Below are 14,013 nucleotides of genomic sequence, written 5' to 3'. Positions count from 1 at the left end.
GTACCCTCCTAAAATCCAACTGACTTGAAAAATTTAACGGCTTCTGTTAAGGAAGCAATAAATTTATCACTATCAGCTTGGGTATTGTATATGTAAAAACTTATGCGTAACGTTGCCACAACGTCTAACCATTGTATAACTAACTGCGCACAATGATGTCCGGCGCGCATAGCAATGTTATCACCATCAAAGAATGTAACGGCATCATGAGGATGAACCCCATCGATGTTAAAGGTAACAACACCTGTATCCGTTGTTGGATTGTAGACTGTAACTCCCTCAATAGCTTGCATTTTGTCAATTGTATATTGAGCTAAACGTCGCTCATGGTCATGAATCTCGTCAAAGCCAATATTACGTAAATAATCAATCGCCTTTCCAAGGCCAATAGCTTCTGCGATTGGCGGCGTTCCTGTCTCGAATTTATACGGTGGATTTTTATACGTTGCATCATGTTTTTCAACATAATCAATCATATCGCCACCATATTCGAGTGGTGTCATATGTTCTAGTAATTGGTATTTTCCAAACAAAACACCAATCCCTGTCGGACCTAGCATCTTGTGACCACTAAATGATAGAAAGTCACAATCAAGTGCGGTCACATCAATCAAGATGTGCGGCGCCGCTTGCGCAGCATCAACACTCACGATTGCGCCTTTTTCATGGGCTAGTTTCGTTATCTCTTTTAAAGGAGTTATATATCCCATAACATTTGAGACATATGTTAAAGCAACTACTTTTGTTTTATCAGATAACACGCTTTTAAATCCTTCAACGGTGATCCGGCCATCCTCTGTGAGGGGGACATAGACCAATTTAGCCCCAATATTTTTAGCCACCTGTTGCCAAGGTAAGACAGAACTATGATGTTCTAATTCTGACACGATGATTTCATCCCCCTCAGATAAGGCATGATAGCCATAACTTAAGGCAACTAAATTTAAGGCAGACGATGCACCTCTTGTAAAGACAATTTCATTCACATCACTGTGGATGAAATCGGCAATTTTTTGACGTGCTTCATTGTATTTTTCTGTCGCAACATAGCTTAAATGATAGACACCACGATGGACATTGACACCATATTGTTGATAATAGTTATTTAAGGTATCAATAACTGAACTTGGGGTTAGACTGCTTGCGGCACTATCTAAGTAGACAAAACTATCGTCTGCGGTTAATACAGGGAAATCATTTCTGATTGTTAAAGGATCCATATGTGCCTCCTATAAATCTTGTGTTTTTCTTTCTACGCTCGATACGAAGACAGATTTTAACGCATCACTATCTAAGGCATCTAGTATAGGACTTAAGAAACCGTTGATAATTAAGCGTTCTGCGTTACGTTTACTGAGTCCACGACTCATTAAGTAATACAGTTGTTCTTCATCTATTTTACCGATTGCAGCACCATGAGATGCCACAACGTCATACTCATCAATTAATAATAATGGATTAGCATCAAGACGTGCTTTACGACTTAGTACAATCCCTCTATTTTGTTGTCTTGCAACGCTTTGTTTCATCTGTTTATGAATTTTACCGATACCTTCAAATACAAGTGCTGAGGTATCACTACTAACACCATAGTTTTCAATATAGCCTTCTGTGTGTGGTGCTAGATGTTCAACGAGTTGTTCAAAGCGTGCTTCTTGGTGTTGGTTAGTAATGGCTACTGTTTTTACATAACTCTTGGCATATGGTTCCACCAATTGAACATTGGTCGTTATCTCACTTAATGCATCACTAACTTCGGCGTTGTTAAATACCAATTCACCATAGCGTTTAACACGTCCATTACGAATAATATTTAAAACACTTTTTTGATCAAACTGATTAACTGTTGTATAATTAAGTTTTGCATTTTCGCCGACAAATGATTGCGTTATAATGTTGTTGCTTCCTGGCACATTATTCGTAAAATACTCAATATAATCGAGCTGACTATTATCATCACAAATAACGATTGAATTATGTACAAGATCATGTTCTTCTTGAACAATAAACACGTGTAATGGGTCTTTGACTACAGTGTTTTTCGTTACATGAACAACAACCCCACTCGTTGCATTATCTTTAACATATTGATAAGCATCTGTTGGATTATGATGTGCCTCTTCAAGTTGTTCTAATAATGTCTTTTTTTGTGATAAAGCTTCATCAAAGCTTTCGACATACACACCGGCAATTTGTTCGACACTCTTTCCGATGATATGACCATCTTTGATAATAATAAACTGTTTAATATCCTCATCAATTAATGGTTGGATATTCTCGGGTATGGTTTCATCAATTAAGGGATTTTTCGTATAATGAATCATTAGAGATCTAATGCTTCTTTCGTTGCACATGTCCCTAAGACTGTACGTTCTTCATCTTCTTTAGGCATGACACGTTCATCTTCGATACCCACTTCTTGTTTAATCCAATCATACCCTTCTTGGTCGATGCGTTCAATAATATCCATACCGCCACTTTTCACAAGTTTACCTTTCATCACAACATGCACGCGGTCTGCGCTGATGTAATCTAGTAGTCGTTGATAGTGTGTAATAAGTAAAAGACCAAGGTCATCTGATTTCATCGCTGTGACATTTTCACCAACAATTTTTAAGGCGTCCACATCTAATCCAGAATCAATTTCATCTAGAATAGCGAATTTAGGTTTGAGCATTTTCATTTGTAATATTTCATTCCGTTTTTTCTCGCCTCCACTAAATCCTTCGTTTAAGTAACGATGTGGTAAATCTTCGTTCATTTTTAAATCTTGAACAGCCTTGTCATATTGCTTAATAAATGAGAAAAGTTTCACCTTTTTTTCTTCTTCTAATCGTGCGTTCATCGCTGTTTTAATGAAATCACTATTGGTGACACCAGGTACTTCTGCAGGTGCCTGCATACCTAAAAATAATCCTGCTCTGGACCGTTCATCAACTGCCATATCTAAGACATTGTCACCGTCAAGCAGAATTTCACCTTCTGTTACTGTATATTTTGGGTGTCCCATAACGACGCTTGCCAAGGTTGACTTCCCAGTACCGTTTGGCCCCATGATAGCGTGGGTTTCGCCACCATTAATCGTTAGGTTTACACCTCTTAAAATTTTGTTACCTTCTACTTCTGCATGTAGATTTTTTATTTCAAGTTTTGCCATTTGTTATACCTCCTTAAATCCACTATTCATTATATAGTTTTCTCACTAATTATCCAAATAATATGATATAATTTTTTGCGTAAAAAAAGGCAAAACCATAGGTTCTACCTCGTTCTTATTAAACGTATTGTTCAATACATTTTTTATAGATGTCATAGCCAAACTCATTGAGATGGAAGCCATCAATCGTGTATTCTAAATTAAGCTGTTCATAATCATTTTTTAAATGGTTCGCAATATCAACATAGCCGATTTTGTGTTTGCGTGCATAATTCCGTAAATAATAGTTTAACATCTTAATGTCAAAATTATCTCTATCTTGTGCTTTTTCAGAGACACATTTTGATGTACTAGAATTATTGACAGGGATGACACTTACTATATAAATCTTTGTTTTGTTACTGCGTCTTTTTAAGGTTTTTACAATCCGAACTATATTCTCATAAATCATTTTCACAGTCCCGACATTATTGCCAATGTCATTTGATCCAATAGAGATGAAGCATTTGCTTGGTTTATACTTAATTGCTCTTTTATACAGTGTCTCTTCGAGTAATTCTGTCGTGTCTCCTTCAATCCCATTATTGTAAAATGGTTTCCCATTTAAATATTTTTTCATGGGTAAATGCTCAATAATACAATCACCTAATAACACGACTTGTCCTTTATCAAACTCTCTGTGTGAGATATCATAGGCACGTTGCTTATGATATTTTTTTAATGTTTTGTCTGTCATAATATCCCCCTTTATTATGTTAGTTTATGTCTAATTTTTCCCGTGTAACACGTTTGATAATATATAGCGTCATCAATGCAAAGAGTGATGTCGTTATCCCTAATAAATTATATCCAAGGCCAAATGTCATACCGATAATGGCACTAATCCAAAGCGTTGAAGCGGTGGTTAACCCTGTGATATAGCCGTTTGTTTTGATAATGGCCCCTGTTCCTAAAAATCCAACCCCAGCCACAACTTGTGCAATTAAACGTTGACGCTGAATCACAATATTTTGAGCAAACTCTGGGTTTTCACGAATATATTGTAAGCTATCAGCGACCATATATTCTTGGATAATCGATAAGGCCGTCGCACCAAATGCGACCATTAAATGCGTGGTCATTCCAGCGATTTTATGCTTGCGTTGTCGTTCATATCCAATGAGGCCAACAAAAAATAATGTCAATCCTAAGCTTTGTAAGATATTCAAAAAATCAATATCAATGTCCATACTTAACCCTCTTTCCTAAGTTAACATTATATTATATCACTTCTTTTTAATAATGCAAGCGTTTTTTCGGCGTGTTTACGTAAGATCTGCGGTGTGATAAATGTATTTTTTTCCATATCGCATCATTTTATGTTGCACGATCTTAGACATTTTTACATCGACTTCACTATGATACACAACAACAAGTCCAATCTTACGGTAATACACATAATAATAATGATTGATTATATTTTTATAAATAATTGCATGCTTATCACTCACGATGTGTTCATACCCTAGTTTAAAATTAAACCGCTTTACAGGCATCATCGTAATCAAGAAAAACATTTTTTGTTGGAGTCTATGGTCAATTGAAAGTCCGATAAATAAAACAATAAATGCGAGCGACATCAATAATAAATCCATTGTTTCAAACGTTAATCGTTCTGGTTGAAGTTGAAAAATTAAAAGCGCTATAATACCAAAATATATAAGTTGATTAAAGGCTAAACTCACAATAATTAAAGCCGTAATCAAAAACAAGAAGAGTAAGTTTGTTGTGACAAGAATAGAAAAGTTTGGTAAGAATACCAAGACAAACGCAACTACAACAGCAAGTTTAATAATTGTTTTTGAGTGGGCTTGATACTGTTCAGTAAACCAACTGAATAATTGGTTAAACCGCTTTGTCTCATTGATGACTAACGACCGTGTTTGATAATAAAACAACTTGTTACGTGTTAAAAAGCCACCCAATGAATGCGCACTTTGAAATATTGAAAAGACTAAAAACACCAATAAAAACAGCAATAATTCAAGATAGTGATTATCTTGAAAGGCATTGTGAATAAAGACCAATAGAATCACCGCAAGTAGCGTTTTTGCTAATGCGATGACGACTGTTGAAAAAGCGTATGACTTAGCCGTCTCTTGAATAAAGTTATTAAAGATATGTTTTTGATAATGATACATTGAAACAAATGCCAGTAATAACAGACCAATTGGTAAGATAATCGAAATAAAATATTGCATAGTGATTCCCCCCAAGTATATAAAAATAGGTGATACCGAAGTATCACCTATTATACCATGTTATTCTTCTAAACTGTAGTCCATCGCTTCATAACGTTTATACATTTTGTATGTACGTTTTGCGTCATTTAAGTTCGCGTCAAGTAATGCTTGTGCTTGATCTTTGTTAATATCAAACAATTGCGCATAACGTGATTCATTCATTAAGAACTCTTCATATTTCTCCCATTTTGGTGCTTTAGAATCTAATTGGAATGGGTTTTTACCTTGTGGTTCTAAGCGAGGATCGTATCTGAAGGTTGGCCAGTATCCACATTCAGTTGCCAAGGCTGCTTGGTTTTGTGAATTGGTAAGTCCACCTTTGATTTTATGTGCGATACATGGTGAGTACGCGATAATGATACTTGGTCCTTTATAGCTTTCAGCTTCACGGAATGCTTTTAAGACTTGTTGCTGGCTAGCACCATGGCTAACTTGAGCGACATATACATGTCCATAGCTCATTGCCATTGCTGCTAAGTCTTTACGTTTACCGTTTTTACCTGCTGCTGTAAATTTCGCAATTGACCCACTAGGTGCTGCTTTCGATGATTGTCCACCAGTATTTGAGTATACCTGTGTATCAAGGACTAAGATGTTAATATCTTCTTGGTTAGCGATCACATGGTCTAATCCACCGTATCCGATGTCATAAGCCCATCCGTCTCCACCAATAACCCAGTTAGATTGTTTCACGATGTAGTTAGATAACTCTTTAATATCTTCTGCATAATCATCGTTTACATCATCTAATAATGGTAATAATTTGTTGTAGACTTCTAATGATACATCCGCATCATCTTCATTTTCTAACCATTTTTCCATTAACTCTGCAGCTTCTTTTGGAGCTTTTTCTTTATTTTCAGCAAATATGTTGTGTACACGAGAACGTAATGTTTGGTTACCATGTAACATACCGAAACCAAACTCTGCATTATCTTCGAATAAACTGTTTGCCCATGCTGGTCCGCGTCCATTATCTAATGTTGTAAATGGTGTCGCAGGGAATGATGCTCCATAAATACTTGAACATCCTGTTGCATTGGCGATTTGTAAACGTTCACCGAATAATTGTGTCACTAATTTAACATATGGCGTTTCTCCACAACCGGCACACGCACCACTAAATTCGAATAATGGTTTTGCAAATTGTGAGTTTTTAGAGTTTTGTGTTTTGTCAACTAGTTCATCTTTGTACGTTACTTCATTGAATAAGTATTCAGCGTTTTGAACTTCGCCTTTTTCAATTTCATCCCCGATTGGACTCATAGCTAAGGCTTTCGTTTTTGCAGGACATGCTTCAACACACACACCGCAACCTGTACAATCTAATGTCGAGATTTGAATCTTATAATGAAGTCCACTAATACCTTTACCACGAGCATCAATTGTTTTAATACCTTCAGGTGCATTCTCTAATTCTTCATCTGTTAATAAGAATGGACGAATAACAGCATGTGGACAAGCAAAGGCACATTGGTTACATTGGATACAGTTATCTTCTATCCATTCAGGTACGTAGTTTGCAATACCGCGTTTTTCATACGCTGTTGAACCAGGTGCCATACTTCCATCTTCATATCCTTCAAATGTACTAACCGGTAAATCATATCCTTTGATACGGTTAACCGGCTCAGCAATGTTTTTAACGAAGTCTGGTAAGTCTTGTTGCACTTCTGCTTCTTTAACCTTAAGGTCTTTCCAAGCTGGATCAACGGGTACTTCAATTAATCCTTCTTTTCCAAGTTCGATTGCTTTATAGTTTTTCTCAACGATTTCTTGACCTTTACGACCATATGTTTTCTTCGCATATTTTTTCATTAATTCTTTTGCTTCTTCATATGGCATAATTTGTTCATTTAAGGCAAAGAATGCACTTTGCATAATGGTATTAATGCGGATACCAAGTTTAGCTTGTTCAGCTAACTTAACAGCATTAATGATATATAATTTAGCGTTTTTCTCAGCTAATTGTTTTTTCACTTTATTTGGCAACAATGACTCAATATCGTTTTTATTTGTCACAGTATTAAGTAAGAATGTGCCACCGTCACGTAATCCTTCAATCATATCATACGTATATAGATATGAATCTTTTGAACAAGATACAAAGTGTGGTGTATTTACTAAGTATGTTGAACGGATTGGATCTTTTGCGAAACGTAAATGCATTCTTGTCACACCACCAGATTTTTTCGAGTCATAAGATGAATATGCTTGTGCATATAAATCCGTATTCTCTCCAATAATCTTGATTGTATTTTTAGACGCACCTACAGTACCATCACTACCGAAACCGAAGAATAATAACTCCGTAACATCTTCACTTTGTGTATCGACATAGTCATAATCTAATGATGTATTGTTGACATCGTCTTTTATACCAATTGTGAAACGATCTTTTTTGTTTCCTGTCATATTATCAAAGACCGCAACAATTTGACCAGGTGTTGTATCTTTAGATGATAGACCGTAGCGTCCACCTAAGACAAGTGGGGCATCTTCTTTACCATAGAAAATAGATTTAACATCTAAGTATAATGGCTCTCCAACACTACCGCTTTCTTTAGTTCTGTCTAATACAGAAACACGTTCAACGGTTTCAGGTAAGGCATCAAAGAAGTATTTTTCACTAAATGGACGATATAAATGTACTGTTAAAAGTCCGACTTTACGACCTTTTTTATTTAAATAGTCCACTGTTTCTTCAATTGCTTCTGTGACACTACCCATAGCAACAATAACATCAGTTGCATCGTCAGCACCGTAATAAACGAATGGTGCATAATTGCGTCCAGTAATTTTGCTCACTTCTTCTAAATACTTCGCTGCAATATCAGGTACTTTTTCGTAGTATTTGTCTTGGATTTCACGTGCTTGCATGTACACGTCATCATTTTGTGCCGAACCACGTGTTACTGGGTTCGAAGAATTTAAGGCACGTTTTCTAAATGCTTTTACAGCATCGCGATTGAGTAATGGGCGTAAGTCTTCATAATCCATTACTTCGATTTTATTGACTTCGTGTGATGTTCTAAATCCATCAAAGAAGTGCAAGAATGGAATACTAGATTCAATAGCAGCTAAATGCGCTACACCAGCTAAGTCCATTACTTCTTGAACCGAACCACTCGCTAACATTGCAAAACCACTTTGACGTGTTGCCATAACATCTTGATGATCCCCAAAGATTGATAATGCTTGTACAGCTAAACTTCTCGCTGCGACATGGATAACACCAGGTAATAACTCTCCAGCGATCTTATACATATTAGGTAATTTTAACAATAACCCCTGTGATGCAGTAAATGTGGTTGTGAGTGCACCAGATTGTAAACTACCATGTACGGTACCAGCAGCTCCACCTTCTGATTGCATCTCAATTACTTTTACAGGCATATCAAACAAGTTCTTATGCCCTTGTGATGCCCATAAATCGATGTGTTCCGCCATTGGTGATGACGGTGTGATTGGATAAATTCCTGCTACTTCAGTAAATGCATATGCAACATGAGCAGCAGCTTGATTTCCGTCCATCGATTGGAAAACTTTTTCTTTAGCCATGAAATAACCTCCAATATATAAATTTTCATGAAATTAAACGATAAGTCATACAGTTTAAATTATATCTTATTTTGTCTTTTTTTACAACAGCACAAATGGCTTTTTTTTGCCAAAGAAAACACTTACATTTAGAACGATTATAAACAAAAAAGGTTATGGTTAACCTTTTATAAATTTTATATATTCCTGCCATAAATCCATTGTTTCATCTTTAAAGAATTCGGCTATTTTTTTAAAATCTATTGTATAGTTAAGCCCGACGTTTTTGTCGTGTTTCACCCTAGCGATAACATACCATGTAAATGTTTGTAATGCTCTATAATAGGTTAATTTAGCGAACTCTTTAGTCGATGGTTCTTTGTCTAGATAATGGTGTAATAATGACTTAGCTGAAGCCATTGATACACTTGCGAATGATGCCATATCATATAAGGGATCGTACACTTTGGCATATTCAAAATCTAGTAACCATACTTTATCATGCTCATCGAAAAGCAAGTTACTTGGATTTAAATCACCATGAATGAGCGTTAACTTGGATGGCACTGTATAGGCTTTTTTTAGTTTTGTCATATATTCACTGACCCATGTGTTAGTTTCGCTAGATAGTTTAAGCTCCATTAGTAATGTCTTAATATATAGAAAAGGGTCATATGATTTAGTTGATTTAGGTGTATGATGGTGCAATTTATGAAGTGCGTCCGCAACCTTATGAATGTGAGAATCTATGTTGCTACTATTGAGTGTTTCGCCTGGTATATAGGTGGATACCTTTAATCCCGTTAGGGTGTCATAATACAGTGTTTTGGGTGTCAATGAAGATGCTTCTGCTTGTTTTAATGCGCTTTCTTCTAGTCGATAATCAATAAAACGTTCACTTGCTTTACCAGGAATACGGGCGGTGACAAGTTTGTCATTTACTTTCATGACAAAAAGAGCATTACTACGTCCTTGCGGGAGACGTTTCATGACCTTGATATTGCGCGTAGGTTGATTGAATACCATCGCACATAATTCTTTAGCTTTTTTCTGGTCAGTCATATAAAAACTCCATCTATAATTCGATTATATCTGTAGGAATATCTTGATGTGCGACGACGACATTATAGCGTGTCATATCTATGCCATAGTCGGTAAAGACTTCTGTATAGGTTTTTAAAGCAAGTTCTTTGGTATTACATTCACGTGATGGGTGGGCTAAAATAATATGTCTCGTGTTACTGCCAATAAGTTGTGTCATATTATATGCACTATCGGTATTAGACATGTGCCCTTTTACGGAGTCAATGCGTTGTTTAAGATAGAACGGGCGATTGCTGGTAAAAAGGAGTGTCACATCGTAGTTGGATTCAAAGATATATGCATCTGCATTTTTTAATAACGGTAAATCGGCTTTTGGTAAGTAGCCAATATCAGTCGCATAAACAAGTTTTTTACCCGCTTCTTCAAATACGTATCCAACGGTATCTTCTGCATCATGACTGACGCGAAATGGTGTAATCGATACCCCTTTGATGATAAATGTCTCATAGGTTGTAATAAACTGCATCAAACGTGCATCTATGTTATCTTTTGTTTTAAAATACATGTGTTGATAGGTTTTCTCAGTCACATATACTGGAATTGGATGACGCTTTAATGTCACGGTAAGTCCCTTAATGTGATCAGTGTGTTCGTGGGTAATTAAAATAGCATCAAGTTCATCAATGATAAGTCCTTGATCAGCCATCCGTTTTTTGATTTGGCGATGACTAATCCCTACATCGATTAATAATTTAGCTGATGCGGTTTCTAAGTAGGTCGCATTCCCTTTTGATCCACTTGCTAAAACAGTTAATTTCATCTGATCACTCCATATCGTTTCTCGCTGTCTAAATCTATCCTTATAATATAGACAACCATGGGCGATGTCAAATATCTTTCTAAATTTATCATTGTTTTTGTCGCCTATTAATGGTATTATATATATTGCGTAATTATTTAAGGAGTGATACATTTATGAATAAAGGAATTATGATTAAAGCATCCATCATTTTAGGGTTTTTCCTTGTAACCTTAGGACTTGCATTTGGATGTAGTACAATCAAAGAAAATGAGACAGTACCAAATATCACAACGGGTGATGAGGTATATCTAGAATTAGATCAATTCTCATTTACAAATCAAGAAGTGTGGGACTTAATGAAGATTGCAGATGGGTTAAACTACCTCTATCAATACATTGATGAACTTATATTAGAAGATACAATCGCTGGATTAACACAAGCAGAAATTGATCAAGAATTGTTATATGCTAAATATAATACCACTGATCCTGATGCCATTACCGAAATCCAAAATGATCCGGACCGTGAAGAAGAACTTCAAACAGCATTTGAACAAAACCTTATTTTACAAGGGTTCAATCCGGATGATCCTGACGATTTAAAAGCGTATGTTCAATTAAATGCAGCAAGACGTAAAGTCGCTAGACAGTTTATTTTAAATAATGAAGCGCCTGCTGAAGATGCTGAAACCACGCCAACATCTAATTTATATATCAATGATGACGTATTACAAGAATACTATGAATCAAACAACCGTGGAGACGTTTGTGTATTAGATATTCGTTTTACAAGTTCAACTGAGGGTAATGCCGTTTTAGATAATTTCAACTTAGTACCTAACTATAATACGGGTTGGGGATTATACACTGGGGATACCCCAATTGAAGATGTCCCTAAAGCTGACTTTACAGAAGATAATACAACTGAGTTAACAGATGAGGCATTATTTGCTGAGTGGGTTAAAGTATACAATTATATGAACCCAAATAATACTATCGCTGAAACGACAACACTAGATGCGTATTGTAATGATTATACAGAGTTAGGAACACGTAGTTATACTGATATGACAGATGATTATGACAGTGGATCAACTAGTGTAACCTATGCGAAATATATCTTTGATATCTTAGGATTCGAAGAAGATGATGCACGTTATTCGACAACTTTCCAATCATTTGGAAACTTTGAATTATTATCATTTCTTGTTGAAGCGAATCCATTAACGGCTTATGATGAATTATCGACAGAAGCTTACGATGCGTTACATGAAGAATATTTAAGAACGCTTTTAACTGAAGCAAACATTAATAAAGTCATGGATACGTATTGGGAAGATGTTGATTTTGAAATCTATGATCCAACGTTAAAACTACAAGCTGAAGCAAATTATGGAGACACATTTGATAACCGTGGTCATGAAACATTAATTGCTGAGTTTGGTGATTTTGACATCACTGCTGATGACTTATTCAACTACATGAATGATTCAATCGGATCGTATTATTCACTTGAGTTAACTAAACGTAACATCTTATTAAATAGCGATGCCTATACTGAGCTTTATGGTGACAGTTATGATTACCTAGACTCAAACAATGATAAAATGAAAGAACACCGTGAAACATTACGAACAACGAAAACAAACTTTAGTAATGGGGCATTTACACAATATGGATTCAGCCCAGAAGATTATACATGGCGCGAATTTATTGTTATTGCATTTAGAAGTTATAACGAAGCGACTGTTATTCGTGATGTTTATGTATTAAATGGATTACGTCCAAACTTATTAATTGGAGATATTGAATATTCACATGCTGAAGATTATATTCAAGACCAAGTCGATAACTACTTTAGTTTAAATGCAACTGAGTTATTACTTTATGTTGACTTTGATCGTGATTTTGAACCAGACACATTTACTGATATTAAAGCTGATTTCACAGATCAAGAGTTAGCTGATTACAATGCATTAAAAGCTGATTTAGAAACACTTATCTTAGCTAAAATTGATGATGGTGAATCATTCGCAGATATCGTTACCGCTTATAACGAAGGATTAATTGGTGATCCTGACAATGAATGGGCGCCATTTAAAGAATATGGATTCTTCATAAAAACGCAAACTATTTCTGAAGAAGGTGGACTAAACTACAATACAGTTAAAGAGTCTGATGAGAATAAAGACTTACTTGAAGACTTACAACGTATTTATGCCGCTTACCATCAAGCAATTGACAACAGTGTTGACGATATTGAGGAATACTATGATGATCGTTTAATTGAAACAGATGAAGGGATTCATTTAATCAGAGCTACTGAAGGGGCAGAATTCGAACAGCCTAGTGCTGAATTTGATAACAGTCCTAATGATGATGGACAACGTCCATATAGTGAAGGATCAGGTGGAACGACTGTTGCGCCGAACCAACAACAAATCGAACTTTACATTGAGATTAAAATGGCACAACAACTTGGTGAATCAACTGAGTTATTACTACCATCTTCTGTGAACAAGGCAATTGAAACCTATTATGGTTCATTCTTCTCGTCTTACTTCTCAACTTCTAGTTACAACTTAGAAAGCGCAGAATACATCTTAAATAACAATCCACAATTTGGAGAAGGACATGCTGAACATATTGGCTTCTTAGAAAATACTATTGATGTATTATTTGAGATTAACTTCCCAGAAGAATTTAATAAAGAATAATTCATACAAAAGGACCGCTTAAAGTATAGGGGAAAGCCTATACAAATAAACACAGTAAAATAAAAGGTCTATATTTTGAAATATTAAGATGTTAGCAGACACAAAAATAGTGTTTGCTAGCATCTTTTTTGTATACATAAAACAGAGGGAAGGGAGCGTTTACCCTAGGGAGACAATTCGCTGTACGTATCACTGACATTATTTATATCCAGTTTAGATAAGATCATATAAGAGAAGTAACTTTAATGTTTAAAGCTAGTCAAACAAAGGAAATAGTCACTAGAGAAGTGTCTAGATAATTCAAGATATATTTTGTGATGGTGACCCTAAAGACATAACAAAACATCGATTATTCTCTAACATAATAAGGAAAATGGAATGCATTAGAACATATTACCCAACCCTGTCTCGTTATTGGACTTATTGAAACATCCCATCAACCGAATCCTTCTTTGGAAGATTCAAATTTTA

At 35.6% G+C, this 14,013-nt stretch carries 10 protein-coding genes; 1 reads left to right on the top strand and 9 read right to left on the bottom strand.

The annotated features are described in order from the left end of the window. Nucleotides 1–8: 8 nt before the first annotated feature. The 9 genes from UMR38_06945 to UMR38_06905 all read right to left on the bottom strand — a co-directional run bounded on the left by UMR38_06945 (nucleotide 9) and on the right by UMR38_06905 (nucleotide 10,843). Nucleotides 9–1,220 carry a cysteine desulfurase gene (locus tag UMR38_06945; protein ID MEC9485597.1) on the bottom strand — a complete coding sequence of 404 codons (1,212 nt, stop codon included), beginning with the start codon at nucleotides 1,218–1,220 and terminating at the stop codon, nucleotides 9–11. 9 nt (nucleotides 1,221–1,229) lie between these two features. Next, complete coding sequence (locus UMR38_06940; GenBank protein MEC9485596.1) at nucleotides 1,230–2,324, bottom strand: SufD family Fe-S cluster assembly protein; 1,095 nt, start codon at nucleotides 2,322–2,324, stop codon at nucleotides 1,230–1,232. Next, the gene (sufC, locus tag UMR38_06935; protein ID MEC9485595.1) at nucleotides 2,324–3,157 is read right to left on the bottom strand and encodes a Fe-S cluster assembly ATPase SufC; all 834 of its coding nucleotides are present in this window, start codon (nucleotides 3,155–3,157) and stop codon (nucleotides 2,324–2,326) included. The genes UMR38_06940 and sufC overlap by 1 nt, the downstream gene beginning before the upstream one ends. Nucleotides 3,158–3,275: 118 nt before the next feature. After that, complete coding sequence (locus tag UMR38_06930; GenBank protein ID MEC9485594.1) at nucleotides 3,276–3,893, bottom strand: GDSL-type esterase/lipase family protein; 618 nt, start codon at nucleotides 3,891–3,893, stop codon at nucleotides 3,276–3,278. Nucleotides 3,894–3,912: 19 nt separating this feature from the next. Beyond that, nucleotides 3,913–4,386, bottom strand: a complete 474-nt coding sequence (locus UMR38_06925; protein MEC9485593.1) for an MgtC/SapB family protein — start codon at nucleotides 4,384–4,386, stop codon at nucleotides 3,913–3,915. A 75-nt stretch (nucleotides 4,387–4,461) separates the two neighbouring features. Continuing rightward, the gene (locus tag UMR38_06920; protein ID MEC9485592.1) at nucleotides 4,462–5,397 is read right to left on the bottom strand and encodes a hypothetical protein; all 936 of its coding nucleotides are present in this window, start codon (nucleotides 5,395–5,397) and stop codon (nucleotides 4,462–4,464) included. 60 nt (nucleotides 5,398–5,457) lie between these two features. Beyond that, entirely contained in the window at nucleotides 5,458–9,000 is a 3,543-nt protein-coding gene (gene nifJ / locus UMR38_06915) for a pyruvate:ferredoxin (flavodoxin) oxidoreductase (GenBank protein MEC9485591.1), read from the bottom strand. Between the two features lie 159 nt (nucleotides 9,001–9,159). Next, on the bottom strand, nucleotides 9,160–10,041 hold the full coding sequence (locus UMR38_06910) for a phosphotransferase (GenBank protein ID MEC9485590.1): 882 nt from the start codon (nucleotides 10,039–10,041) through the stop codon (nucleotides 9,160–9,162). Between the two features lie 13 nt (nucleotides 10,042–10,054). Then, complete coding sequence (locus UMR38_06905) at nucleotides 10,055–10,843, bottom strand: MBL fold metallo-hydrolase (GenBank protein MEC9485589.1); 789 nt, start codon at nucleotides 10,841–10,843, stop codon at nucleotides 10,055–10,057. Between the two features lie 155 nt (nucleotides 10,844–10,998). Here UMR38_06905 and UMR38_06900 point away from each other — a divergent pair, with 155 nt between their 5' ends. Further along, nucleotides 10,999–13,542, top strand: coding sequence for a hypothetical protein (locus tag UMR38_06900; protein ID MEC9485588.1), 2,544 nt, complete (start codon nucleotides 10,999–11,001; stop codon nucleotides 13,540–13,542). The last annotated feature ends 471 nt before the right edge of the window (nucleotides 13,543–14,013 follow it).

This window comes from Candidatus Izemoplasma sp., assembly GCA_036172455.1.
GTDB lineage: Bacteria > Bacillota_I > Bacilli_A > Izemoplasmatales > Izemoplasmataceae > JAIPGF01.
The sequence above is the reverse complement of the archived record's forward strand: the minus strand, read 5'-3'. Positions and strand labels throughout refer to the sequence as shown.

What these genes read in the sequence shown, in the direction of transcription:
- UMR38_06945 (MEC9485597.1), bottom strand. Translation starts at nt 1,220, where the DNA reads ATGGATCCTTTAACAATCAGAAATGATTTCCCTGTATTAACCGCAGAC.
- UMR38_06940 (MEC9485596.1), bottom strand. Translation starts at nt 2,324, where the DNA reads ATGATTCATTATACGAAAAATCCCTTAATTGATGAAACCATACCCGAG.
- sufC (MEC9485595.1), bottom strand. Translation starts at nt 3,157, where the DNA reads ATGGCAAAACTTGAAATAAAAAATCTACATGCAGAAGTAGAAGGTAAC.
- UMR38_06930 (MEC9485594.1), bottom strand. Translation starts at nt 3,893, where the DNA reads ATGACAGACAAAACATTAAAAAAATATCATAAGCAACGTGCCTATGAT.
- UMR38_06925 (MEC9485593.1), bottom strand. Translation starts at nt 4,386, where the DNA reads ATGGACATTGATATTGATTTTTTGAATATCTTACAAAGCTTAGGATTG.
- UMR38_06920 (MEC9485592.1), bottom strand. Translation starts at nt 5,397, where the DNA reads ATGCAATATTTTATTTCGATTATCTTACCAATTGGTCTGTTATTACTG.
- nifJ (MEC9485591.1), bottom strand. Translation starts at nt 9,000, where the DNA reads ATGGCTAAAGAAAAAGTTTTCCAATCGATGGACGGAAATCAAGCTGCT.
- UMR38_06910 (MEC9485590.1), bottom strand. Translation starts at nt 10,041, where the DNA reads ATGACTGACCAGAAAAAAGCTAAAGAATTATGTGCGATGGTATTCAAT.
- UMR38_06905 (MEC9485589.1), bottom strand. Translation starts at nt 10,843, where the DNA reads ATGAAATTAACTGTTTTAGCAAGTGGATCAAAAGGGAATGCGACCTAC.
- UMR38_06900 (MEC9485588.1), top strand. Translation starts at nt 10,999, where the DNA reads ATGAATAAAGGAATTATGATTAAAGCATCCATCATTTTAGGGTTTTTC.